Here is a 22,417-nt window from a genome sequence, read left to right as displayed (position 1 = left end):
TGCCCGTGGCCCCTCAGCCGCTGGTCGCGTTTTTCGGATTTTTCGGACGCAGAAAGGTATCTGCACGGTTACGCTGAATAGTTGTCCGTGGTGTGCTGACCGCCCGGTGCACGCAGCCGGATGCGGCACCGTCGGGTGAGGCGGGAGGGGGAGCAGCGTGACGTACCACAGGGTGAGACGGGACAAGGTCGAGTTCGACGTGCGGTGGCTCTGCCGGGATCGGTTCGTTCCGGCGGTCTCCGTCCAGTGCCCGGAGAGCATCGAGGTGTACCGGGTGGTGTCAAAGAACGAGTGGGGCGAAGTCCTCTCCTGTTCTCAGGCGGAGCTCGAGCAGTGGGACGCAGCCGTACGCACCTGCCTCGGCTCTCTCTCCCGCGCCTTGGAGGACCTGTACCGGGCCCATGGTGGCCAGGAGTGCAAGGTGAACCTGTACACCGGCAGGCGGAGCCGGACGGAGATCCCCCAACCGTTCCCCTGGCCGGGACGGCGAAAGCGGATGAGGAAACGGTCGGAGCAGGCCCAACGCGCTTTCGCCGCCGCCGTGCAGCGGGCGGAGGAGGAGTACCGGCCGGTCCGGGAGGAGATCGCACGGCGGCTGGCCGAGCACAAGGCGGAAGAAGAGGCGCGCGAGCGCGCACGCCGCGAGGAGGAGGCACGCAGGCTCTCCGTGCTGAACGCGGTTGCCGCCAAGCGGGTGTGGCTGTTCACGGTGGCCGAGGCCGGCTCACCCGTGTTCGTCCACCGGACCGACGTACCGGCTGCCCTCGCGCTGCCGGACTCCCCGGCCGAGTCCTCCCCCGAGGACGGTCTGACGGCAGGTCAGCTCGAAGAACGCCTTCTGGCGTTGGTGCGCGGCAGTGACCGTACCGTCGAGATCCAGTGGGACACGGCGGCCCAGGCCGAGGTGGAGCGCGAGTGCCGTGCGCAGGACGTCCCCGTTTCCTTCTGGAAGTGGTGGGACACGGTGACGAAGGACCTCTGGAAGGACAGCCGGCAGGGCCCTCAGCCCTTCTCGTTCTCTTCGTCCAGGTCGTCTCGGTCCTCCTTCGTCAGCGGAGTGTCGGGAGCAGGCCGCTACATCGGCGGCTACGACGGCGGCGGCTACGACGGCGGTGGCTTCAGCGGATTCAGCGGAATCGGCAGTTTCTGACCGGCGTCCGGCGCGCCGATGACGGGGGTACGACGGACAGCGCACCGACCCGCTCACCGCTGCCCCGGTGACGGGGCTGCCTCCGGCGTCACCGTTGTGCGGCAGCGTCGCCCCTGTGCGGCAGCCGGACCGCGCCCGGATTTCCGTCGGCAGGACCACCGAGGAACCACCGAGCGCACGCGCGCGGAGAGCGGTCCGGTGGGACACTTGCTGTGCATGCGCGCCGCTTATGTCGAACAGCTGGGTCCGCCCGACCTCATCCGCTACGGCGAACTGCCCGCTCCCGTGCCGGGTCCGGGCGAGGTGCTGGTGGATGTGCTGGCCACCGCGGTCGACCCGGTGGACACGCTGGTCCGCTCCGGGGTGTTCCGTACGCCGCTGCCGTTCCCGTTCGTGGTCGGACGCGACCTGGTGGGCACGGTGGCCGCCCCGGGGTCCGGTTTCACCGTGGGCGAGACGGTGTGGTGCGACAGCCTCGGCCACGACGGACGGCAGGGCGCCGCCGCCGAACAGGCCGTGGTGCCGGCCGACCGCCTCTACCGGCTGCCGCCGGGCGTCGCCCCGGGGGAGGCGGTGGCCGTGTTCCACCCGGCCGCGACCGCCCACCTGGCTCTCTTCACCCACGGCGGGCTGCGGCCCGGCGAGACGGTCCTGGTCTGCGGCGCGGGCGGCAACGTGGGCAGCGCGCTGGTGGAGTGCGCGGTCCACGCACACGCGCGCGTGCTCGCCACCGCCGCACCACGCGACCACGCCCATGTCCGCTCCCTGGGCGCGGCCCACGTCGTGGACTACCACGCCGACGCTCTCGCGGCGCGGCTGGCGGCCCTCGCCCCGGACGGTGTCGACGTGCACATCGACACCTCCGGCCACAACGACCTCGAAACCGCGGTCGGCCTCCTCGCCCACCGCGGCCGGATCGTCGTCATGTCCGGCGCCCGGGACGCGCCGGCCCTCCCGGTCGGTGCCCTCTACATGAAGGACGGCTCCGTGCGCGGCTTCGCCCTCTCCAACGCCACGACCGCGGAACTGGCCGACGCGGCCCGTGCCGTCAACGATCTCCTGGCGGCCGGCGCACTGCGTCCCCGCCTCGTCGAGTACCAGCCCCTGAGCGCGACGGCTCAGGTCCACCGCCGCATGGAGCAGGGGGAACTCCACGGTCGGCGCGTGGTGCTGCGCCCCTGAACCCGCCCGCCGCCCCATGGGCGCGCATGACACACCGATGGCATGAACCGCACGGACGGCACGGACCGCTCCGCGGTCACCCCCACGGAAGCCGCCCCCGCACCTCGAACCCCCCGTCGGGCGTCGGGCCGTGCTCCAGGGTGCCGCCGATCAGGGTGGCGCGTTCGGTCAGACCGATCAGGCCCTGGCCGGAGCCGGGAACGTGGGGGGCTTCGCGCTCGGGGGCGGAGTTGCGTATGCGGATGTCGAGGCCGTCGCCCGGAGCGCCGGCGACCGTCACCGTCACCCGTGTGCCCGGGGCGTGCTTGCGGGCGTTGGTCAGGGCCTCCTGGGCGATGCGGTAGGCGGTGCGGCCGACGGAGGCGGGGACGGCGGCCGGGTCGGTGACAGTGTCGGTCAGGGTGACCTCCATGCCGGCCTCACGGCACTCGGCGACCAGGGCCTCCAGCGCGGCGAGGGTGGGCTGGGGGCGGCCCGCGTCGTCGGAACCGTCGGCCCGCAGTACGCCGATGATCTCCCGCAGGTCCTGCAGGGCCTCGTGCGCGCTCTCCCGGATCACCCCGGCCGCCCGCGCGATCTCCTCGCGGGGTGCCTCGGGCCGGAACTCCAGGGCGCCCGCGTGCACGCTCAGCAGGCTGAGCCGGTGGGCGAGGACGTCGTGCATCTCGCGGGCGATGGCCTCGCGGGCGAGCCGCTGCGCCTGCTCGGCGCGCAGCCGCGCCTCCGTCTCGGCGCGCCGGGCCCGGTCGCGCAGGCTCAGCATGAGCTGCCGCTTGGCCCGTACGAACATGCCCCAGCCGATGGTCAGGAGAGTCAGCAGCACGGAGAAGACGACGGCGCCCGTGTACGACATCTCGGGGTCGGGGCGCCACCAGTAGAAGACCGGGACCAGGGCGATCATGGCACCGCCGATCCAGGCCACGTACCGGAAGGGCCGGTGCACGGTGAGCGTGAAGAGCGCGACGAGCTGGGCCCCGGCCGCGGAGGAGGCGACGAAGGAGACGGGGAGCATGACGACGGCCAGGGCGAGGGGCCAGCGGCGGCGCACCCAGACCGTCGCACAGGAGAGAGCGCCGAGCAGCAGATCGACGGCGACCAGGAGGCGCGGGGTGTGAGGGTCGCTGTGCAGGGTGCCCGCGACGCCCAGCCACAGCCCCACGGCCAGGAAGAAGCAGCCGAAGTCGACGATCCAGTCACGTGCGGTGCGCCGCGGCCGGCTCCGCCGTCCGGTGTCGGGGTCGAGCACCTCGGTCAGCTCGTCCGCCACGGCGGACGGCAGCCACCACCGCCGCGCCGTGAACACCGGCGGTTCCCACGTCGTTCCGTCGCTCGTCACAGTGCGCCAATCTACGCAAGCCGCCCCGCACCCCACCGCCCGGTACGGCGGATCGGCGACCGAAGTCGCACCGGCATGGACTTTGGTCGCACCCGCGGGCAGCGAGAGCAGACTTCCGACGGCGACGGCTCGCCCTGCGGCCGATGGACGAGAATGCTTCGCGAGGTGAGGGTCGTACCGTGAAGAACTTGCTGGGATTCCTCGGATTCATCGCCCTGGTGCAGGGTGCGTTCGGCCTGGTGCACGTGTTCACCGGCTGGCACGGAGGCCTGGTGCAGCGGATCGGCTTCCTCGACGGCTACGAGATCTACGCGAGCATCGCCCTGATCGTGCTGGCGTGCGCGCTGTTCGTCCTGTCCGACAAGCAGAAGACCGAGTGAGAGGCAGCGGGGCGCCGACACGGTCGCCCCGCCCGTCGTCCTCCGGACACGGTCGCCCCGCCCGGCCGCACCCGACCGGACCGGGACCGGGGCCGACGGTGCTCAGCGGCGCGGCGGCTCCCCGAACAGGTCCACCGCGGCCCGCACCCGCGACAGCCCGTCCCTCAGGGCGCTGACCGAGCCGATCGATCCGGCGATCAGCAGCAGGGAGCGGCGCAGCCGCGGTATCTCGAGACGGCCGTGGGCGGCCATCGCGGCGAGAGCGGCGAGCTCGTCCTCGGCTATCGCCCGATCGGGGAGCTCCGCGGGGTGCGCGGCGAGCTCCCGCCGCAACCTGGACACGGCGGCACGCAGCTCCGCCACCCTGGGATCCTCGCCCCTGCCCTCGCCCCTGCCCTCGTCGCTGCCGGTCACCGGCCTCTGCCCCAAGCTCCGCAACACAGCCCGTCCTCCCCCTGGCACTTCCTTGTGCACAGCTTCGGACGGATCAGTAAACGCCACCCGGAACGGGACACGCCACCGTGAAGACCGAAATTCAGCCCTACGAGCACCGTGCGGCCGGCGGCCCTCCGGGTAGGCAGGAGCCATGACGACACGCACGGAGCACGAGGTGGCCGGGCTGGTGCTGGCCGCCGGCGGCGGACGGCGGCTCGGAGGGCGCCCCAAGGCGCTGCTCGAGCACCGGGGCCGGCCCCTGGTGGAGCACGCGGCCGGGGCGCTGCGGGCGGCCGGCTGCGCACGCGTCCACGTGGTGCTGGGCGCACAGGCCCGTGACGTACGGGAGCGGGCGCGGCTGGCGGACTGTGTGCTCGTGGACAACCCGGAGTGGGAGCGGGGCATGGGCTCCTCACTGCGGGCGGGACTGGACTCGCTGGCCGGTACGGGGGTCCGGGCGGCCCTGGTCCTGCTGGTCGACCAGCCCGGTGTGGGCGCCGAGGCGGTGGCCCGGGTGCGTGCGGCGTACCGGGACGAGACATCGCTGGTCTCGGCGACGTACGAGGGGGTCCGCGGCCATCCCGTCCTGCTCGGCGCGGCCCACTGGGCGGGCGTCACGGCGAGTGCGACCGGCGACCGGGGGGCACGCGCCTATCTGAGGGCGCACGAGGAGTCGCTCACCCTCGTCGAGTGCGGCGACGTGGCACGGCCGTACGACATCGACACCGAGGCCGACCTGGGACACCTCGCGTGAGCAGGACGGCACCGGACGCCGAGTGACGCCCGGCCCCGCCCCCGGGGAGTCTCGACATCAGCACAGCACGGGCCTTCCGCCCCTCCCCCGGGGGAAACCCTCAGGAGAACCCCTCCGAGGCAACCACGGGGAGACGTGGAAGCGGCTCCCTTTGAAGGAAGTGACAGCTCATGTCCGCACCAGCGCCGTCCCCGCCGCTCACCGTCGACGCCGAGCCCCTGCCCCGGCAGGAGGAGGTCCTCACCGACGCGGCACTCGCCTTCGTGGCCGAGCTGCACCGGCGGTTCACACCGCGCCGCGACGAACTCCTCGCCCGCCGCGCACAGCGCCGCGCCGAGATCGCCCGCACCGCCACCCTGGACTTCCTCCCCGAGACGGCCGCGATCCGCGCGGACGACTCCTGGAAGGTCGCCCCGGCCCCCGAGGCCCTGAACGACCGCCGGGTCGAGATCACCGGGCCCACCGACCGCAGGATGACCGTCAACGCGCTCAACTCCGGCGCCCGGGTCTGGCTCGCCGACTTCGAGGACGCCTGCGCCCCCACCTGGGAGAACGTCGTCCTCGGCCAGCTCAATCTGGTCGACGCCCACACCAGGAACATCGACTTCACCGACGCCGCCTCCGGCAAGACCTACGCCCTGCGCCCGGACGAGGAGCTCGCCACGGTCGTCACCCGCCCGCGCGGCTGGCACCTGGACGAGCGTCACCTCGTCGACGCCGACGGCACCCGGGTGCCCGGCGCCTTCGTCGACTTCGGCCTGTACTTCTTCCACAACGCCCGGCGTCTGCTCGACCGCGGCAAGGGACCGTACTTCTACCTGCCGAAGCTGGAGTCCCACCTGGAGGCGCGCCTGTGGAACGACGTGTTCGTCTTCGCGCAGGACCATCTGGGCATCCCGCGGGGCACGATCCGCGCCACCGTCCTGATCGAGACGATCACAGCCGCGTACGAGATGGAGGAGATCCTCTACGAACTGCGCGACCACGCCTCGGGGTTGAACGCCGGCCGCTGGGACTATCTGTTCTCCCTCATCAAGAACTTCCGTGACTGCGGCGCGAAGTTCGTCCTGCCCGACCGCAACTCGGTCACGATGACGGCTCCGTTCATGCGCGCCTACACCGAACTCCTGGTGCGCACCTGCCACAAGCGCGGCGCGCACGCGATCGGCGGCATGGCGGCCTTCATCCCCTCCCGCCGGAATCCCGAGGTCAACAAGGTGGCCCTGGAGAAGGTCCGCGCCGACAAGGACCGCGAGGCCCACGACGGCTTCGACGGCTCCTGGGTCGCCCACCCCGACCTGGTGCCCGTCTGCCGGGAGTCCTTCGACAAGGTCCTCGGCGACCGGCCCCACCAGAAGGACCGGCTGCGCGAGGACGTCCATGTGAAGGCGGCCGACCTGATCGCCGTCGACTCCCTCGACGCCCGGCCGACGTACGCGGGCCTGGTCAACGCCGTCCAGGTCGGCCTCCGTTACATCGAGGCCTGGCTGCGCGGCCTGGGCGCGGTCGCGATCTTCAACCTCATGGAGGACGCGGCCACCGCCGAGATCTCCCGCTCGCAGATCTGGCAGTGGATCGACGCGGGCGTGGAGTTCGACAACGGCGAGAAGGCCACGCCGGAGCTGGTCCGCAGGATCGCCGCCGAGGAACTGGAGTCCATCCGCCGGGAGAGCGGCGACGAGGCCTTCGCCGCCGGCCGCTGGCAGCAGGCCCACGACCTGCTGCTGAAGGTCTCCCTGGACGAGGACTACGTCGACTTCCTGACGCTGCCGGCGTACGAGCGGCTGGAGGGCTGACCGTCACCCCAGGTGGACCGACCAGTCCTGCCGGGCGGCCGGTCTGCCGTGCAGGTCCGGGACCCGCTTGAGCCAGTCGGGCCGGCCCGCCTGGATCCTGGCGGCCCGCTGTGCCTCCTCGGCCGCCAGTTCCCGGCGGCTGGGGAAGTCGGTGGGCAGCCAGGCCGGGGACGCCTGGACGCGGGCGGCGAGATGGTCGACGTAGGCGCCGCGGGCCGCCTCCGGGGTGGCGAAGCCGGGCTCCTCGGTGAGCCAGTCGTCCGGCACCCGGGCAAGGATCTCGTGCAGCAGCTCACGGGTCACCTTGGGGGCCAGTTCGGCGTCGGCGGCGCGGACGTCGGGGGCGCAGGGGCCGAGGGCATGGTGACGGAGGTCGTAGGCCTTGCCCGGGTCCGAGGCGTCCCAGCGGTGGTGGAAGACGAGGGCCGCACCGTGGTCGATCAGCCACAGGCGCGGCGGCACGGTGCCGAACGTCGGCCAGATCATCAGGTTGGAGCTGTGGACGGTGCGGTCGACGTTCGCCGTCAGCGCGTCCAGCCAGACGATCCGCCCGGCCTCCAGCGGATCCACCCGGAAGGTCCGCGCCACCTCCGGGGTGAAGTCCCTCGCCCCCGGCAGATAGTCCATGCCGAGGTTGATCCCCGCACTGGCGTCGAGCAGGTCGCGCACCTCCTGGTGCGGCTCGTGCGCGGCGATCCTGGGATCGAAGTGCACGAGGACCAGCTCGGGGAACCGCAGTCCGAGCGCCCGCGCCAGCTCGCCCACGATCACCTCGGCGACCAGCGCCTTGCGGCCCTGCGCGGAGCCGGTGAACTTGACGACATACGTCCCGAGGTCGTCGGCCTCGACGACTCCGGGCACGGAACCACCGGACCGCAGGGGCTCGACGTAGCGAGTCGCGGTGACTTCTCTCAACATTTACCCAAGCCCCACAACTCTCTCTCGCCTTGCCTTCCCCGGCCGGCCCCTGTCCTTCGGCTCCCGGTCTCCGGTCTTCGTCCTTCAGTCTTCAGCGCGAAGCGGGCATCGTAACCGAGCGTAACAGCCGACGAGAACGGCCCGGTCCCCCGTACCGGCCGCGCCGAGGCCACCACGGGTGGTCCCCGGTCGCGCCGTCCGGGCGCTGTCTCAGTGCTGGATGGTGAAGGTCATCTGCGGCAGCACTCTGCCGGCGATGGAGCCCGAGGGGACGTTTCCCGTGCGGACCGCGCCCATCGCGCGGTAGAAGGGCTCGGCGTGCGGGTCCGCGTCGATCGTGAGCCGGGTGAACCCCAGGTCCCGTCCGGTGGCGACGGTGTGCTCGAACAGCAGGCGTCCGATCCCCCGGCCGATGGCCTGCGGATCGACGAACATCATGCCCAGAACGCCTGCGGGCGGTTCCCCCTCAAGGGTCGTGAAGCCCAGAATGCGGCCGTCCCGCTCGGCCACCATGGCTCGCCGGCGCGTGACCTCGTCCGCGGCAAGGGTGAGCTCGTCACGGCACGCTTCCATGAACTGGGCGTCATAACCCCAGTACGCCTTGGACCGCAGTGCCAAGTCGGTGAGTGTCCCGGCTTCCGCCGCCCGCGCGGGCCTGATCCGCACGTCCATCTGCATCCCCCCGCTCAGGTGTGACTCCCCCGATCTTCGCACCCCACGGTCGCACGGGAGAACGGCAGTACAGGAGAAGGGAGCGACGGCCCACGGCTGAGGAGGGCGGGCGTTCGGCAAGCCGGTGCCGGAGACCGCGTCGCCGGTGCGGGTCACGAAGCCGGGACGGAGGGAGGACGGGTGGAGGACGGGCGGGAAGGTGATCCCTGGACCCCTGAAACCGCGCCCGCTCTCCAGACGGCTTCCCGGACGCCGGCCGACGAGGACTCACGACCGGCTGCCGGGACGGTCGTTGGACGGAAGCGCTCGGACTCGCCATGCCGATGAAGGACACGGACAGGGCGACGAACAAGGTGAACAAGGTGAATAAGGTGACGAAATCGAGGCAGACCGGCCATGGTCCGGAAGGAGTCCGTGACCCCTGCGCTCTTCCGGCACCACTCATCGACGAGGGAGGGACCGACGGTGCACCTGCCGACGGGGGCTACGACTGCATCGCGACGCCTCCCCGTACGATGAGCCCATGACCTCCGCCGCGCAGCCGACGAGCCGCCCCGCCAGGTGCGGCTTTCTGCTGCTGATGCTGGCTGTGCTGGCCGGTCTGCTGGGCATGCACGCGCTGGGGCCCACCGGCGGGCTTTCCCCCCGGGCTCATCCCGGGCACGGCGTGGTCATGGCCCACACGGCGGACGTTTTTGTGGTGAGCGAGAACTGCTCGCCCGCCTCCGACGGAGCGGTTCATCTGACGCATGCGGACGGGACGTGTGCGGCCCCTGGTGTCGGCTCGTCGTACAGCCCGCCGGCACTGACCGTCGCGCTCACCGACACCCCCGCCGCCTCCACGCTGTCCGGCAGCATGCCGGAGCCGTCCGCGAGCACCCGGGCGCCACCGGATCTGTCCGAGCTGCAACTCCTGCGGATCTAGAGCAGCCCGCACGGCACCTCGCCTGCCCCGGAACCGTCCGGGGGCCGGTGCCGTGCTCCGCGCTGCCCTTTTCCGCTTTTCCGCTCTCTTTTCCACCCTCGCGCATGCCTTGAGGGCTGCGCGTGAAGGAGTTGCACCACCATGAACAGCAAGCGTTCCCTGATCCGCCGTGTCGTCGCCGTGGCCGCTGCCGGAGCAGCCGCTGTCGTGCTGGCCGCCTGCGGTGGAGGCGGCGACAGCGCGACCGGACACGACGGCCGCGCCTCGAAGTCCCCGTCCGCTTCCGCCTCCGCCACGCAGGGGCAGCACAACGCCACCGACGTCGCGTTCGCCCAGGGGATGATCCCCCATCACCGGCAGGCGGTGGAGATGGCCGACCTCGCGTCGTCCCGTGCCCAGTCGGCCGAGGTGAAGAAGCTCGCCGAGGCCATCAAGAAGGCACAGGACCCGGAGATCAAGACCATGTCCGGGTGGCTGACCTCGTGGGGTGAGGAGGTGCCCGCCGAGGGCGCCATGGATCACTCCATGCACTCCATGCATGGCATGAAGGGGATGAAGGGGATGATGAGCGCCGAGGAGATGGAGAGGCTGGAGAAGTCCTCGGGCAAGGCGTTCGACACGGCCTTCATGAAGCTGATGATCAAGCACCATGAGGGCGCGGTGGCCATGGCCGAGGATGAGCAGAAGAACGGCGCCTACCAGCCCGCGAAGGACATGGCCGACGCCATCATCACCTCCCAGACGGCCGAGATCCGCCAGATGAACAAGCTGCTCGGCAAGAACTGACCCGGTCCCCCGAAGCACGGGCGGGCGCCCCGCGCGGCGCCCGCCCGGCATCCCGACCGCCTCCTGGCCGCCTCCCCTGGTCGCCTCCTGGCCGCCGACAGCACCGTCGGCGTCTCCGCATCCACCGACGCCGGCCGGACCTGGACGGCGCTGCTCAGGCCGTCCGCGGCATGAAAGCCCACCGGAGAGGAATACCCGTAGGGGGTATCCGGTTGTTCCGAGCGTGAGCCGCGGGAACGGGGGCACACGGAACAGAACTGGGGGACGACAGCCATGGACCACACCGCTCACCACGCCGACACCGCTCATGACCACGGCGCCCACCACGGCCCCGCCGCCCCCACACAGGGACACGGACATGCACACGGCGGGGCGTCCTGGGGAACGGCGTCGAAGGCGACTCTGCACTGCCTGACCGGCTGCGCCATCGGCGAGATCCTCGGCATGGCCATCGGCACCGCCCTGCTGTGGGGCAATGTGCCCACGATGGTCCTCGCGATCGCGCTGGCGTTCGTCTTCGGTTACTCCTTCACCCTCTTCGCCGTGCGCCACGCGGGACTGGGCCTCAAGGGCGCGATCAAGGTCGCGCTGGCCGCGGACACCGTCTCGATCGCCGTGATGGAGCTGGTCGACAACGCCATCATCGCCCTCACCCCCGGCGCGATGGACGCCCACTTGTCCGACGGTCTGTTCTGGTCCACGCTGCTGGGCGGGTTCGCCGTCGCATTCCTCATCACCACTCCGGTGAACAAGTGGCTGATCGGCCGCGGCAAGGGCCACGCCGTCGTCCACGCCCACCACTGAGACCGTGCCGCACCGGCCGGTCTTCCGCCACTGCGCCCCGGCGGCCCTCCCCCTTGTCGACCGCTTCACGGTCCGGCGGAACCGCACTCACTGCTCACGCTGTCGACGACGGCCGTAGCGGGTGATCCCGCGGGGCTTGAACACCGACAGTCCGGCGGCCGTCAGCAGCGCGACAGCGGCCGCGGCTGCGTCCGCGAGCAACTGGATGCGTATGCCCTCCAGTTCTCCCCCATCCAGCGCGGCCCGGGCGGCGGCGTCGGCGAGGTGTCCGACCGGCTGCATGTGGACCAGCAGCAGCCCGGTGGCGAGCACGGTGATCAGCAGCTTTGCGATCACCCAGTAGTGCCGGAACAGCCCCCACGCCGTGCCCAGCGACTGCATCACACCGGTCAGCAGCGAGGCACCGGCCAGAGGCACGATCACGGCCCAGCCCACCAGCTCCATGGACACGTACGCACCCCGGACCGTCTGCGGGCTGCTGCCGGCCAGGCCGGTGATGGCCAGGGCAAGGAAGGCGACGACCGCACCGAACCAGCCGAGGGAGGCGGTGATGTGCGCGGTCAGCATGGTCTTGCGCAGCCGCGGCGAGTACGGCTTCACGGGGTGTGCCCGAACGGGTTGTGCCCGGCCATGCCGCCCCCAGCCAGGTGCACCACCACGAACACCACGACCAGGACGACAGCCACGGCCGCCGAAATCCTCACCCAGCGCGGCGCCCGCTCCTCGTCGGACGCCGGTGGGCGCGCGGGCGACTCCCCCATGACTCCTCCAGGGAACTACGTGCGGGCGGACCACCGCCCACAGTTTTACGAGACACAGTGTCTCACCCAAGGACGGAGTGTATCCACCGTGGACGTCCGTATGCTTGAGGGGTGCCGAAGCTGTGGAACGAGACGATCGACGCGCACCGCCAGGCGGTACGCGAGGCCATCCTGGACGCCACCACCGAGCTGGTGGAGGCCGCGGGACTGCGCTCGGTGACCATGTCCCAGCTCGCCGAGAAGGCCGGCATCGGCCGCGCCACTCTCTACAAGTACTTCTCCGACGTCGAGGCCGTGCTCCTGGCCTGGCACGAACGGCAGGTCGCCGGCCATCTCCAGCAACTCACCGAGGTCGCCCACCAGGGCGGCACCGCCCTGGAGCGCCTCGAGGCCGTCCTCGGCGCCTACGCGGACATCGCCCGTCGGCGCCACGGCGGCGAACTCGCCGCACTTCTCCATCACGGTGAGCACGTCACGCACGCCGAACGGCACCTGGAGCACCTGCTGGAAGCGCTGCTCACCGAGGGCGCCGAGAGCGGCGACCTGCGCAGCGACGTCCCGCCCGCCGAGCTGGCCCGATACTGCCTGCACGCCCTGACAGCGGCAGCCGGACTCCCCTCCCCGACCGCCGTCCACCGCCTCGTCACCGTCACCCTCAATGGCCTCCGCCCCGCTTCCTGACCCGTTCACCGCGGACGAACGGCGGACGGGAGTGCGCGAGGGGCGCCTCGGCGCGGCTGCGGGAATGGACCGAAAGCGTCCCCAACGCCCCTACGACACTGCCCGCATTCCGGGACCAAGGACGTGCACCACGCACGTGTCCGGCGACCCCGAGCACCTGCGGAGTCCCGGCCAGGTGCCCATCACGCCGAGGTCAAGCTCAGGTTGCAATGATTGTGGTGAGATTGCGCCTACTGCCTCGCCACGCAGCCTTCCTGAGTCGGAGACGATCCGGACTCCGTCTTCTCTTGAACGTGCTCCCCAGTCGGTTCCCTCACATCCAGGCCGCTGGAACCCGCATGAGGATGGGCTCCCCTGGCCCAGCAGGACCCGCGCTGCGATCCGTCTCCACCAGCCATGCGTCACCACCCATGCGTCCAGCGCGGCCATTCCCGGGAAAGGGAGACCCGCGCCGGGCGCGTCGGATGCCACGAGGTGGCTTCGGCGTTCGTGTGAGTGATCCGCGCACCAGGAATGTCCAGGGCCTGGACAATCCGCTCGGCAGCCTCCGGGGAGAAGAGCCCCTTGGTCACGCTGAGGACAAATCCGGCCACGGGAGCATGGTCCACCTGCCGCAGCAGGATGAACGTCTCCCCCCTCCGCCGGAGAGAAGGCGAAGCAGAACCACTCCGCGAAGTCGTCGTGGACGATCTCCGGCGCGCCCCAACGCTCCTCGAGTGCAGCACGCTCGACATCGACGTGGACGAGCCATCTGATGTCACGCGGGCTGACATCCTGTTCGCGGATCCGTTTCAGACTTGCCGGCTCCAGCTCCCGCAGGTCCATGCCTACCCCGCCTTCGTGATGATGATCGGGACGGAGGCCCATTCGTCGAGGCATCGCCGCCCGCCACGAGAAGCCCGCCACCATCTGCCTGGCCGGACTCCACTTCGCGGGCATCTTCCTCTGGTCCGCCCGTTGATCCAAACGAAACTGCCCGGCTGTCAACCCTGACGATCGTCAAGGTCTGATGTTGCCGTTCGACTCGGGTTCCTTGCTGTTCTCGCTTCTACGTTCGGGCCTCATGGAACGAGAACCGCAAAGGAAAGCCCGAACCGGTCGGCTGCTCGGCGCGTTGGCCATCCTGGGCATGGGAGCAGGAGCCGTCACTTGGCTGTCTCCCGGTGGGCTGGGCGAGGCCGGTGCCGTCAAGGTCACGGAAGGAGCTTCGGCGTCCGCGTACCAGTCGGTGACCGAGGCGGTGGCGGATGCGCCGCCGTGGCTGGGCTCTCTCCTGGAAGTGGCTACCGAAGGCACCCTTGTCATCCTTGGAATGCTGCTGGTCTGGATGTGGTGGACGGCCATTCGCCGCCAAGATGCACGGGGAGTCGGTGGATCCGTTCTGACCGGTCTCGGCACCGCCGCGGCTTATGCGGTGAGCGAGGCGGTGAAGCTCGTCGTGGACGAGGAGCGTCCCTGTCGTGCGTTACGCGCTGGGGCCGGCCTTGTCGCGGAGTGCCCCGAGGCGGGCGACTGGTCGTTTCCGAGCAACCACGCAACCCTGGCCGCCGGATTGGCAGTCGGCCTGGCCGTGCTGTGGCCCCGTCTCGCCGCAATCACGCTGCCGTTGGCCGGGGCCGCTGCGCTGCTGCGCGTGCTGGTGGGGGTCCATTACCCGCACAATGTGCTCGCCGACGCGCTCCTCGGTGGCACCACAGTGGCGGCCCTGCTGCTCGCGTTCATGCCCTTTGCCCCATGGGCGGCATCACGGCTGGGAAGACTGCGGAGGAACGATCCTGGCCTCATGGGCCACGACCGCGGCAGCGGCCCGGTTGTCCACGCCCAGCCTCGCCAGGATGGAACTCACGTGGGCTTTGACCGTTCCCTCCACCACATGCAGTCGCCGGGCGATCTGCCCGTTGGACAGGCCGCTCCCGAGGAAGGCCAGTACCTCCCGTTCCCGGGCCGTGAGGGCGGCGACCCGGTCGCGAGCGGCGGAGCGCCGGCCGGCCAGGGTGCCCACACCCGTCGCGACGAGGTGCGCGACGACCCGGGCCGCGACCTTCGGTAACAGATAGGCGGCGCCTTCGGCCACCGCCCGGACCCCGGTGATCAGTTCCTCGGGCTCGCCCGACTTGATCAGGAAGCCCGCCGCACCCCCGCCGAGCGCCTGAAGGATGTAGTCGTCCTCACCGAAGGTCGTCAGCATGATGACGCCCGTGGTCGGCACCGTGCTGCGGATTTCCGCAGCGGCGTCGATGCCGTTGATTCCCGGCATGCGGATATCGAGTACGGCCACCGTGGGGCGGTGGCGCCGGACCAGTTCCACGGCGGCATGTCCGTCGGCGGCCTCGGCGACGACTTCGATGTCCAAAGCCGTGGCGAGGATGGCGCGTACGCCTGCGCGGATCATCGGCTCGTCGTCGGCGATCAGTACTCGGATCATCGAGCGCTCACGAGGTGATCATGTCCAGGGACACCAGGGTGTCCTTCCGGAAGCAGAGTCGGTAGGCGTCCCCGGACCGGTCGTCGAACCGGTCGGCTGTCATCGCGTAGTACTCGCACGTGATGCCGTCTCCTGTCGGCTCGGCAGTCAGCGGCCGGTGGTTCGTCTGCCGGTCCGGCAGGAAACGCTCCGCCTCGGAACGATCTTGTCCCACATGCAGACGGGCATAGTCGCGTGGGTCCAGGACCGACTGTGACGCCGACAGCATCTCCCAGCCCATGAGAGCTCCGCTCAGCAAAGCTCCTGTCACGAGGGGCACCATGACCGCGGCAACCAGGGCCCGGCCGACCCGGCGCCAAGCGCGGCGATGCTCCTGCGGCAACTGGCGACTGGCCCAAGAGGCTGCGGGCACAGGAGACGGAGGCGATGGTGTGTGCGGGATCCGCGCGACGACTGCGTAGCCTCCGTCACGCGGACCGTGGTCGAACGAACCACCGATCAACCGCATACGTTCCTCGAGGCCGATGAGGCCACGCCCTCCGCTCCGAGGCCGGGGCTGCAGACTAGCCGTGGGCGATGGCGGGCCGTTCTCCACCACGATCCTTGTTTCTGCTGCCGTATGCGTCACGTGAACGGTCACGGTCGCGCCAGGCGCGTGCTTGGCAACGTTGGTCAGAGCTTCCTGCACGACCCGGTGAGCCGCCGCCTTGACCACCGGCGGCAGGTCGTCCGGCTCGCCGTCGATGCGCAGCTCCACCGCGAGCCCAGCCGCGGAAGCCTCGGAGGTCAGACTCGTCAGGCTGGAGCCGCCTGGATCCATCGGCGTGTGATCGGTCCCCTCACGCAGGACACCGATCACCTCACCGAGATGCTCCACTGCGGCCGCAGCCCTGGCTCTGATGTCGTCCGCGGCTTTCCGATGGTGTTCTTCGAGGTCCGGCGCGAGTTTGAGTGCACCGGCCGACAGCGCGATCAGGCTGAGATCATGGCCGAGTACGTCATGCATGTCCTGGGCGATACGCGCCCGCTCGCGCAGCCGAGCCTGATCAGCGATCAGCTGCTGCTCGCGTTGCAGCTGTTCGGCACGCTCCCACCCGGCCCGGACAAGCTGCTGATACTGACACCAGAACCGGCCCGCGAACCAAGGCAGCATCGTGGCTGCGACCAACACCGTCACAAAGCGGCCGGCCCGGGGGAAGCCAAGCAGGAACGAGGGACAGGGCCACCACACTGGCCGCGAGCACCGCTATCAGGGCGAGCGCTGTCGGTGCCGTCCGTCCAGGCCGTCGTCCTGCCAGGAACGCGGCGACGGCAGTCGGGACAGCCCACCAGAGGTTCATCACGCTCAGACCGGCGGTCACTGCGGTGGCCGCTGTGAGCATGACCCCAGGGTCAAGTGCCCGCTGTAAAAGAACGGTTCCGGTCGCAGACTTCCTGTTGATCACTGCGCGGTCCACGGAGGTGACGGTACGGACATCGAGCGCCGTCCGACCACTGCCGAAAGTCCAATCCACGCCAGTGACCGGCAAGCGCTGAGCTACTTCGAGCGAAGCCCCGATCCAGCGACGCCCACCAAGCACAACGAGCGAGACCCCGGGCTGTTGATCGAAACGTCTAACGTCTCAACTGTATTGATCGAGAGCCTCGTTGGTCATCCACTCCGCCTCACTCGATCTGCCGCATGCGCTCGCGGAGCAGGCCACCATGCTCATCCTCCCCTGTGAGGACGGCCGGCGCTGCAAGCTCCGCCCGTCTCAGCGCGCAATGGCGGCAACCCCACGCGATACACCAACAGCTGCTTTCAAAGGGGAAGTTGGCGCCAAAACGAGTGACTGGCTTGAAGCCTCCGCCGTGCTCGAGCTGTCCGTGCCAGTATCGATCGTTGCATCCGCATGTCCGCAGACGACTTACCTCCGCTCGCGCGGAGAAGACTCATACACAGCCTGAGTCGCCGGTACCATGCGCGACTCACTTCCGCTCGCGCGGAGAAGACTCGGACCGAGGGTGACGTTACGTCCGGGCCGGCGACTCACCTCCGCTCGCGCGGAGAAGACGTGGCGGCGTGGTCGCGCAGGACGTACCACGTCGACTCACCTCCGCTCGCGCGGAGAAGACGACCCGCTTGGCCGGGGAGAGGGGGATGTAGGCGACTCACCTCCGCTCGCGCGGAGAAGACTACGCCACGCCGGTACCGGTCTCGGCCGGGGCCGACTCACCTCCGCTCGCGCGGAGAAGACCGCGCGCCGGCCTCGTCGCCGTAGACCCACTTCGACTCACCTCCGCTCGCGCGGAGAAGACAGTTCGCTGAGCAGCCTGTCGGCCTCGCGGGCCGACTCACCTCCGCTCGCGCGGAGAAGACGTGCTCCAGCTCGTACCAGATCGCTTTGGAGACGACTCACCTCCGCTCGCGCGGAGAAGACTACGGCTGCGTGGGTGGCCGCGGGCATGGTTTCGACTCACCTCCGCTCGCGCGGAGAAGACGCCCGGGTGCGATCCATCTTCACTGTGCGGTCCGACTCACCTCCGCTCGCGCGGAGAAGACGAAGGGAGGTGAACCCAGTGAGCAACGACTTCCGACTCACCTCCGCTCGCGCGGAGAAGACGAACCCCGGTCCGCGTCGTCTCCGCGTGCGGCCGACTCACCTCCGCTCGCGCGGAGAAGACTAGGCGCGGGTGGCGAGCACGGGGCAGGTGTCCGACTCACCTCCGCTCGCGCGGAGAAGACTCCAGGTGATGCGGGCAGGAGTGCCCGTGGTGTCGACTCACCTCCGCTCGCGCGGAGAAGACGCCCGCTTGATCGCCATGCGCTTCCGGTACTCCGACTCACCTCCGCTCGCGCGGAGAAGACCCAAGAATCGCCTTGACCGAATCGCAGTAGCACGACTCACCTCCGCTCGCGCGGAGAAGACACGTCACGGATGGCCCGCCGGTAGATCTCCTGCGACTCACCTCCGCTCGCGCGGAGAAGACGCGCCACCGACGCCGAGCAGAACACCCTGCTGCGACTCACCTCCGCTCGCGCGGAGAAGACCGACAGGGAGATTGGCTCGTACATGACCTTTCCGACTCACCTCCGCTCGCGCGGAGAAGACTTACCACGGACCTGTCCGAGGTCAAGGAGCTGCGACTCACCTCCGCTCGCGCGGAGAAGACGGCTCAGGAACCGACGGACGGACCGCCGGAACCGACTCACCTCCGCTCGCGCGGAGAAGACTCGCGTCTCAACCCCTCCCCCAATCTTTCTTTCGACTCACCTCCGCTCGCGCGGAGAAGACCCTTTCTGACCTGCACCGTTAGAGCAGGTTTGCCATCTCTTTACTATTTCTCGTGAACGAGATGAGCGTGAGTCCGTCAAAGTCGACTGGGGTGCGGCGCTGGGTGCCAGCGGTGCGTAGCTCGAAGCCCTGCTCGTTGTTGCTGGGGTAGACCAGCACGGCGGTGCCGTTGCCGACGCAGGCGGTGACGGATTCCCAGAGTTCGTCGCGGACGCGAGCCGAGACCGTGCCGACGTACAGCTCGGGTGTGACCTCGAGGAGCCAGCGGGTGAGAGCGCCTCGCAGGTGGTCGGGGACCGCGGAGGCGGACAGGACGATCATCGAGGCCATGGGGGTTGTCCTTCCGGTCGGGGAGCGATCACGAGTCGACTCCGTGGTTGGTCCCGCCCGGCAGAGGTCCGGCCACTGGGTCCCAGAGGTCTACCAGTTGCTCCTCGGGATCGGGAGCCTCTCGGTTGCCGTCGGGGTCGAGGAGTTCCTGGATGTCGTGGACGATGCGTGGCAGGAGTCGGAACAGGCGCAGGCCGTCGCGAAAGGAACGGCGGGCTTCTGCTTCGGGGTTGGTGGAAGCGTAAAGGGAGAAGGCCAGGGGGATGGTGAGTTCTGCCTTGTAGAGGTCGGCGATGTCGTAGACGAAGGCCTGCTGGTTGCCACTGTGGACGAAGCCGAGACCGGGAGTGCAGCCGAGGGCGAGGACGGCGGCGTGAACGATGCCGTACAGGCAGGTGTTGGCTGAGGACAGGGCGAGGTTGACCGGGTCCTGGCTGTGCCATTGCGCGGGGTCGTAGGCGCGGCGGAATCGGCCGATCTTGTACTGCTGGGCCAGGATCCGGTAGTGGGCCTTGACGCGTTGGCCTTCCATGCCGCGCAGCTGTTCCAGTGTGGTGCCGGGCGGGACGGTGCCGGGGCCGAAGCGTTTTTCGTACATGGCGGTGGCCACCTTGAGGCGGTGGCTGTCGTCGGCCCAGGCGCGGGCTTGGCGTTCGAGCCAAGTGGTGCTCAGGGAGTCCGGCTGGGCTCCGGCGTAGCAGCGGACGCCGCCGGAGCCGGTGATGAGGACGGTGGTGCCGTGCCGGGCGAGGGTGGCCAGGGCGCGTGTCGTGATGGAGGCTCCCGGGCCGAGGAGGACACAGCTGAGTGCGGCGGTGGGCAGGTACACGGTTTGCCTGCCGTGCCGTTCGCTGGTCACCTCGGCGCAGACTCCGGTGTCGTCCTGGAGGACGCGGACGACGTCGAGGTAGAGGAAGGACAGGGAGTCGGCGATGCGGGGCAGCATGGCCACGGTGGGGGCTGCGAGTCTGCGGCGGGCGTCGGCGCCCGAGGGGGCGTTCATGCGGCACCGCCGCGGACGGGTGCGACGGTCAGCAGGCCGCACCCGTAGGCCTTGCCGCGTCCGATGCCGTCGGTGATCTTCGCGCGGAGCAGGTCGGGGTCGATGACGACGGCGGTGCCGTCGAAGCGTGTGCGGGCATGGCGGACACGTTGCTTTTCGCTGCTGCCGCGGTGGCCGCGGATGCCTGTGGCGCTGTCGAGGGGCTGAGCGTTGAGGGTGAGAACTTTCAGCCCGGCGGTGTCTGCTTGCCGTAGCCACCAGTCGTTGGCGTGGGCGCCGTGGAGGGGGACGACAGCGGGAAGGTTGTACAGGGCGCGGGTGGTGGCGCCTGGCTTGCGCACAGGGTTGGCGGTGCAGCGGAAGTGGATGTGTGCGCCGGAGCGCAGTGCTGCCAGGAGAGGGTCGAGTGGGCGGGTGCCGGCCTGGCCGTACTGCTGGGGCAGACGGGAAAGGTCGGGTCGGTGGCGGGACTGCAGAAGGACGTAGGGGCCGGTGGGGGCGTCGTCGACGCGGTGGAGGACCCCGAGGGCGGCGCGCGGGTTCTCTCCGGCGCCGTCGGGAAAGAGGGACATCAGCCGCCGGTGGAGTGCGACGGCGTCCGCCAGGTCGCGGCGCGCCTCCCGGGAGGCGGGGCTGGGAATGATGCGGGTCAGCCAGAGGGTGCTCATGGGCGGCTCCCTTCACTGCTGGACAGGGTCCGGCTCAGGTAGGTGGCCAGGCTGGTGAGGTAGTCGGCGCCGAGCCCGCCCCACTGATCGCGGGGCGGGGTGAAGGTGCGCCGGTACAGGGGCCTTGTCCGATAGGCGCGCAGGCGTGGGTGGAAGGTGACGGGCTGGTCGTTGATCCGTGCTGCCGGGTGGGCCGCGTCAGCCGGGTCGGAGACGCGGGTGCCCTCGGGCAAGGGGAGCTGATCGAGGGGCTGGTCGGCGAGGAACTCGACCACACCGGCGGGGCCGCCGGGACGGGGAGCGGGGGCGGCGATGGGCAGGCGCACCAGGTGGTGGAGGACGTCGTCGAAGGTGCCGAGCAGCAGCGGGCCTGCCGGGGGGCAGGCACGTCGGCCGAGGTGGAGCGGCCAGCGCGGAGCACGCAGTGCCTTGGCGCAGGCCTGGAGGAGTTCGGCGTGCGCGGGCATGTCCGGTGCGGGTGTGAGGGCGATGGTGAATGCGGCGTCGGCGAGGTAGTAGCGGTGGGACAGCAAGGTGGTGGTGTCCCCGGAGCGTTTCTTGCCCTCGGCCGTGGTCACGGTCTGGGCGGCCGGCAGGCCGCCGCCGACGGTGTGCAGGTCGCGCAGGAGTACGCCGGGGCGGTCCACGCGGACGGTGATCCGCAGGTGGGCGAGGTCGTCGATCGACTCGTCCCGGCCGCGGCCCAGGGCCGCGGCGAGGAGGCCGACGATGCCGGAGCGGGTCGGAAAGGCCGCGGTGTCGCGTTGGTTGAAGTGGCTGTGCGTGCCCCAGGACTGCAGCGGACCTGCGCAGTGGAGCAGCAGCCCCGTCCCCGGCACAGTGCCGGGGGACGCGGCGAAAGGCTCGGTGGTGGCAGTGGTGGCGGTGGTGGCGATGTTCACGCGGCGGCCCCGGAGCCGTCGGGAGTGAACGCCGTCTCGAGGGCGGCGGCGACCAGGCTGTCGAGGGAGGCGTGACGGTCGCCGAGGCCCTGGTGGTCCTTTGCGTCCAGGCCGGTCCAGCCGGCCTGGAGGATGCCCTCGTCGCCCATGAATGTGTTCACGGCGTCGGCGTACTGGGCGAGGGTGTCGCGGGAGGCGGCGGCGTACCCGCCGTCGGCAGCCGCCCGGACGGGCTTTTCGAAGGCCGCGGCCAGGGAGAGCGGCCGGTCGGCGCGGACGGTGAGATGGATGAGGTCCGGCACGGTGTGGGGGGCGGTGGAGTTCTTCTTCGCCTGTGGCAGGGACTTGATGAAGGAGTGCAGGAAGGCTTCGGCCAGCTCCCGGGCGGCTGCCCTGTCGCCGCCGAGGTTGGTGGTGAGTTCCTCGAGGTCGATGGTGGCGTAGCGGTAGAAGGTGCCGGCGCTGAACTCGGCGTGGCCCATGTGGCCGCTGCCGGTGGAGTCGTTCCAGTCGTCGGTGACGTCGTCGACGGCGGAGAAGTAGTCGATCTCGATGTCGGTGGGGTGGGTGGTCATGGCGTGGGCGACCTGGACGGCACCGTCGACGCCCGCGTCGTCGACCTCGGCGAGCATCCGGCCGAAGAGATTGATCACGCCGTTGCGGGTCCGCAGGACGGCGGTCACCCGGTCCTTGGGCAGGATGCTCTTGTCGCTGGGCTTTTTGATGTCCTTGGCCTTCTCCAGTTCCGCCCGGTGCTCCTCGGCCAGGTCGGCGAGCTCGGCGACAGCGGTCTGCGGTACGTACACCAGTGCGTTGCCGATGACCTTGTTGGGCTGGACCTGCTTGTTCTTCTCCTCGAGTTCGAACTTGATGCCGCTGGCGGCGGCCAGATGCGCGCCGGCCCGCGCGGCCAGTTCCTCGGGCCAGCCGCGCTCCTCGGCCAGCAGGCGGGAGACGCGTTCGCCGATCCGCCGGGTGCGCAGCGCGGTCTGTCCGATGCGCCGCTGGAACTCGATCCGCGTCGCCCGCTTCCAGCACTGACTGGAGACCCGGGTGCGCAGCACTCCCCCGTACTGGACGGTTTTGACCGAGTTGGTGTCGTCGCGGTTGAGGTTGGCGAACGGCACGGTCTGCAGGACGTGGACGCAGAGAAAACGGGCCGGTGTCGCGGTCATGAGTACTCCTTGCGCAGAGAATGCTGGGAATGCTGGTCGGTGTGGGGTGCGAGGTGGTA

22 protein-coding genes, 2 pseudogenes and 1 CRISPR repeat array are annotated in these 22,417 nt (G+C 70.1%); of the genes and pseudogenes, 11 read left to right on the top strand and 13 right to left on the bottom strand.

Annotated features, from left to right (window positions below; all coding sequences use genetic code 11):
- Nucleotides 1-157: 157 nt before the first annotated feature.
- Nucleotides 158-1,150 (top strand): hypothetical protein, encoded by a 993-nt coding sequence (locus ABD224_RS13135; protein ID WP_344049671.1) that lies wholly within the window; start codon nucleotides 158-160, stop codon nucleotides 1,148-1,150.
- 216 nt (nucleotides 1,151-1,366) lie between these two features.
- Nucleotides 1,367-2,332, top strand: a complete 966-nt coding sequence (locus tag ABD224_RS13130) for an NADPH:quinone reductase (RefSeq protein ID WP_344049670.1) — start codon at nucleotides 1,367-1,369, stop codon at nucleotides 2,330-2,332.
- Between the two features lie 76 nt (nucleotides 2,333-2,408).
- Here the strand turns inward: ABD224_RS13130 and ABD224_RS13125 are convergent, their stop codons facing one another.
- Nucleotides 2,409-3,668 carry a sensor histidine kinase gene (locus ABD224_RS13125; RefSeq protein ID WP_344049669.1) on the bottom strand — a complete coding sequence of 420 codons (1,260 nt, stop codon included), beginning with the start codon at nucleotides 3,666-3,668 and terminating at the stop codon, nucleotides 2,409-2,411.
- 179 nt (nucleotides 3,669-3,847) lie between these two features.
- Here ABD224_RS13125 and ABD224_RS13120 point away from each other — a divergent pair, with 179 nt between their 5' ends.
- Entirely contained in the window at nucleotides 3,848-4,048 is a 201-nt protein-coding gene (locus ABD224_RS13120) for a hypothetical protein (protein ID WP_067389164.1), read from the top strand.
- A 102-nt stretch (nucleotides 4,049-4,150) separates the two neighbouring features.
- Here ABD224_RS13120 and ABD224_RS13115 read toward each other — a convergent pair whose 3' ends face one another.
- A complete protein-coding gene (locus tag ABD224_RS13115; RefSeq protein ID WP_344049668.1) occupies nucleotides 4,151-4,462 on the bottom strand; it encodes a DUF5955 family protein in 312 nt (103 codons plus the stop codon).
- A gap of 172 nt (nucleotides 4,463-4,634) precedes the next feature.
- On the opposite strand from ABD224_RS13115, the gene ABD224_RS13110 reads away from it, so the two are divergent.
- Entirely contained in the window at nucleotides 4,635-5,237 is a 603-nt protein-coding gene (locus ABD224_RS13110) for a nucleotidyltransferase family protein (RefSeq protein ID WP_344049667.1), read from the top strand.
- Nucleotides 5,238-5,407: 170 nt separating this feature from the next.
- Nucleotides 5,408-7,033, top strand: a complete 1,626-nt coding sequence (gene aceB / locus ABD224_RS13105) for a malate synthase A (protein WP_344049666.1) — start codon at nucleotides 5,408-5,410, stop codon at nucleotides 7,031-7,033.
- A gap of 3 nt (nucleotides 7,034-7,036) precedes the next feature.
- Here the strand turns inward: aceB and ABD224_RS13100 are convergent, their stop codons facing one another.
- Both ABD224_RS13100 and ABD224_RS13095 read right to left on the bottom strand, forming a co-directional pair.
- Nucleotides 7,037-7,951: a HipA family kinase gene (locus tag ABD224_RS13100; protein ID WP_344049665.1), complete on the bottom strand. Its 915-nt coding sequence runs from the start codon at nucleotides 7,949-7,951 to the stop codon at nucleotides 7,037-7,039.
- 210 nt (nucleotides 7,952-8,161) lie between these two features.
- Nucleotides 8,162-8,623 carry a GNAT family N-acetyltransferase gene (locus tag ABD224_RS13095; RefSeq protein WP_344049663.1) on the bottom strand — a complete coding sequence of 154 codons (462 nt, stop codon included), beginning with the start codon at nucleotides 8,621-8,623 and terminating at the stop codon, nucleotides 8,162-8,164.
- 523 nt (nucleotides 8,624-9,146) lie between these two features.
- Here ABD224_RS13095 and ABD224_RS13090 point away from each other — a divergent pair.
- The 3 genes from ABD224_RS13090 to ABD224_RS13080 all read left to right on the top strand — a co-directional run bounded on the left by ABD224_RS13090 (nucleotide 9,147) and on the right by ABD224_RS13080 (nucleotide 11,138).
- Nucleotides 9,147-9,548, top strand: a complete 402-nt coding sequence (locus ABD224_RS13090; RefSeq protein ID WP_344049661.1) for a DUF6153 family protein — start codon at nucleotides 9,147-9,149, stop codon at nucleotides 9,546-9,548.
- A 141-nt stretch (nucleotides 9,549-9,689) separates the two neighbouring features.
- On the top strand, nucleotides 9,690-10,334 hold the full coding sequence (locus ABD224_RS13085) for a DUF305 domain-containing protein (protein ID WP_344049660.1): 645 nt from the start codon (nucleotides 9,690-9,692) through the stop codon (nucleotides 10,332-10,334).
- 273 nt (nucleotides 10,335-10,607) lie between these two features.
- Nucleotides 10,608-11,138 carry a DUF4396 domain-containing protein gene (locus ABD224_RS13080; protein WP_344049659.1) on the top strand — a complete coding sequence of 177 codons (531 nt, stop codon included), beginning with the start codon at nucleotides 10,608-10,610 and terminating at the stop codon, nucleotides 11,136-11,138.
- Between the two features lie 87 nt (nucleotides 11,139-11,225).
- On the opposite strand, the gene ABD224_RS13075 is transcribed toward ABD224_RS13080, so the two are convergent.
- Together ABD224_RS13075 and ABD224_RS13070 are read right to left on the bottom strand one after the other, a co-directional pair.
- Nucleotides 11,226-11,738, bottom strand: coding sequence for a hypothetical protein (locus ABD224_RS13075; RefSeq protein ID WP_344049657.1), 513 nt, complete (start codon nucleotides 11,736-11,738; stop codon nucleotides 11,226-11,228).
- Nucleotides 11,735-11,899 carry a hypothetical protein gene (locus tag ABD224_RS13070; protein WP_344049656.1) on the bottom strand — a complete coding sequence of 55 codons (165 nt, stop codon included), beginning with the start codon at nucleotides 11,897-11,899 and terminating at the stop codon, nucleotides 11,735-11,737. Before ABD224_RS13070 ends, ABD224_RS13075 begins: the two co-directional genes overlap by 4 nt.
- A gap of 111 nt (nucleotides 11,900-12,010) precedes the next feature.
- Here ABD224_RS13070 and ABD224_RS13065 point away from each other — a divergent pair, with 111 nt between their 5' ends.
- Nucleotides 12,011-12,580 (top strand): TetR/AcrR family transcriptional regulator, encoded by a 570-nt coding sequence (locus ABD224_RS13065; protein WP_344049655.1) that lies wholly within the window; start codon nucleotides 12,011-12,013, stop codon nucleotides 12,578-12,580.
- A gap of 1,063 nt (nucleotides 12,581-13,643) precedes the next feature.
- Nucleotides 13,644-14,360, top strand: a pseudogene (locus ABD224_RS13060) (phosphatase PAP2 family protein); the annotation flags it as partial.
- Here the strand turns inward: ABD224_RS13060 and ABD224_RS13055 are convergent.
- Nucleotides 14,325-15,005, bottom strand: a complete 681-nt coding sequence (locus ABD224_RS13055) for a response regulator (RefSeq protein WP_344049653.1) — start codon at nucleotides 15,003-15,005, stop codon at nucleotides 14,325-14,327. The pseudogene ABD224_RS13060 and the gene ABD224_RS13055 sit on opposite strands and share 36 nt — an antisense overlap.
- 7 nt (nucleotides 15,006-15,012) lie before the next feature.
- Nucleotides 15,013-16,176, bottom strand: a complete 1,164-nt coding sequence (locus ABD224_RS13050; RefSeq protein WP_425580969.1) for a sensor histidine kinase — start codon at nucleotides 16,174-16,176, stop codon at nucleotides 15,013-15,015.
- A 476-nt stretch (nucleotides 16,177-16,652) separates the two neighbouring features.
- On the opposite strand from ABD224_RS13050, the pseudogene ABD224_RS13045 reads away from it, so the two are divergent.
- Nucleotides 16,653-16,778, top strand: a pseudogene (locus tag ABD224_RS13045) (IS5/IS1182 family transposase); the annotation flags it as partial.
- A gap of 130 nt (nucleotides 16,779-16,908) precedes the next feature.
- Nucleotides 16,909-18,280: a CRISPR direct-repeat array (repeat unit 29 nt; unit sequence CGACTCACCTCCGCTCGCGCGGAGAAGAC).
- Nucleotides 18,281-18,298: 18 nt separating this feature from the next.
- On the opposite strand, the gene cas2e reads toward ABD224_RS13045, so the two are convergent.
- Genes cas2e through cas7e form a run of 5 tightly spaced genes read right to left on the bottom strand, consistent with a single transcriptional unit; the run spans nucleotide 18,299 to nucleotide 22,358 of the window.
- Nucleotides 18,299-18,610: a type I-E CRISPR-associated endoribonuclease Cas2e gene (gene cas2e / locus ABD224_RS13040; protein ID WP_344049652.1), complete on the bottom strand. Its 312-nt coding sequence runs from the start codon at nucleotides 18,608-18,610 to the stop codon at nucleotides 18,299-18,301.
- 28 nt (nucleotides 18,611-18,638) lie between these two features.
- Nucleotides 18,639-19,613 (bottom strand): type I-E CRISPR-associated endonuclease Cas1e, encoded by a 975-nt coding sequence (cas1e, locus tag ABD224_RS13035; protein ID WP_344049651.1) that lies wholly within the window; start codon nucleotides 19,611-19,613, stop codon nucleotides 18,639-18,641.
- On the bottom strand, nucleotides 19,610-20,281 hold the full coding sequence (gene cas6e, locus ABD224_RS13030) for a type I-E CRISPR-associated protein Cas6/Cse3/CasE (protein ID WP_344049649.1): 672 nt from the start codon (nucleotides 20,279-20,281) through the stop codon (nucleotides 19,610-19,612). The genes cas1e and cas6e overlap by 4 nt, the downstream gene beginning before the upstream one ends.
- Complete coding sequence (cas5e, locus tag ABD224_RS13025; protein ID WP_344049680.1) at nucleotides 20,278-21,120, bottom strand: type I-E CRISPR-associated protein Cas5/CasD; 843 nt, start codon at nucleotides 21,118-21,120, stop codon at nucleotides 20,278-20,280. The genes cas6e and cas5e overlap by 4 nt, the downstream gene beginning before the upstream one ends.
- A gap of 59 nt (nucleotides 21,121-21,179) precedes the next feature.
- Nucleotides 21,180-22,358, bottom strand: a complete 1,179-nt coding sequence (cas7e, locus tag ABD224_RS13020) for a type I-E CRISPR-associated protein Cas7/Cse4/CasC (protein ID WP_344049648.1) — start codon at nucleotides 22,356-22,358, stop codon at nucleotides 21,180-21,182.
- Nucleotides 22,359-22,417 lie beyond the last annotated feature (59 nt).

The organism is Streptomyces thermoalcalitolerans (assembly GCF_039525155.1).
Taxonomy (GTDB): domain Bacteria; phylum Actinomycetota; class Actinomycetes; order Streptomycetales; family Streptomycetaceae; genus Streptomyces; species Streptomyces thermovulgaris.
Note: the sequence above shows the minus strand (reverse complement) of the source record. Positions and strands in the feature narration are given on the sequence as shown.

Bases quoted from the DNA above. Each gene is read 5' to 3' on its own strand.
- ABD224_RS13085 (WP_344049660.1), top strand. From the start codon at position 9,690: ATGAACAGCAAGCGTTCCCTGATCCGCCGTGTCGTCGCCGTGGCCGCT.
- cas6e (WP_344049649.1), bottom strand. From the start codon at position 20,281: ATGAGCACCCTCTGGCTGACCCGCATCATTCCCAGCCCCGCCTCCCGG.
- ABD224_RS13110 (WP_344049667.1), top strand. From the start codon at position 4,635: ATGACGACACGCACGGAGCACGAGGTGGCCGGGCTGGTGCTGGCCGCC.
- ABD224_RS13100 (WP_344049665.1), bottom strand. From the start codon at position 7,951: ATGTTGAGAGAAGTCACCGCGACTCGCTACGTCGAGCCCCTGCGGTCC.
- ABD224_RS13130 (WP_344049670.1), top strand. From the start codon at position 1,367: ATGCGCGCCGCTTATGTCGAACAGCTGGGTCCGCCCGACCTCATCCGC.
- cas1e (WP_344049651.1), bottom strand. From the start codon at position 19,613: ATGAACGCCCCCTCGGGCGCCGACGCCCGCCGCAGACTCGCAGCCCCC.
- ABD224_RS13070 (WP_344049656.1), bottom strand. From the start codon at position 11,899: ATGGGGGAGTCGCCCGCGCGCCCACCGGCGTCCGACGAGGAGCGGGCG.
- ABD224_RS13090 (WP_344049661.1), top strand. From the start codon at position 9,147: ATGACCTCCGCCGCGCAGCCGACGAGCCGCCCCGCCAGGTGCGGCTTT.
- aceB (WP_344049666.1), top strand. From the start codon at position 5,408: ATGTCCGCACCAGCGCCGTCCCCGCCGCTCACCGTCGACGCCGAGCCC.
- ABD224_RS13055 (WP_344049653.1), bottom strand. From the start codon at position 15,005: ATGATCCGAGTACTGATCGCCGACGACGAGCCGATGATCCGCGCAGGC.
- ABD224_RS13095 (WP_344049663.1), bottom strand. From the start codon at position 8,623: ATGGACGTGCGGATCAGGCCCGCGCGGGCGGCGGAAGCCGGGACACTC.
- cas2e (WP_344049652.1), bottom strand. From the start codon at position 18,610: ATGGCCTCGATGATCGTCCTGTCCGCCTCCGCGGTCCCCGACCACCTG.
- ABD224_RS13080 (WP_344049659.1), top strand. From the start codon at position 10,608: ATGGACCACACCGCTCACCACGCCGACACCGCTCATGACCACGGCGCC.
- cas7e (WP_344049648.1), bottom strand. From the start codon at position 22,358: ATGACCGCGACACCGGCCCGTTTTCTCTGCGTCCACGTCCTGCAGACC.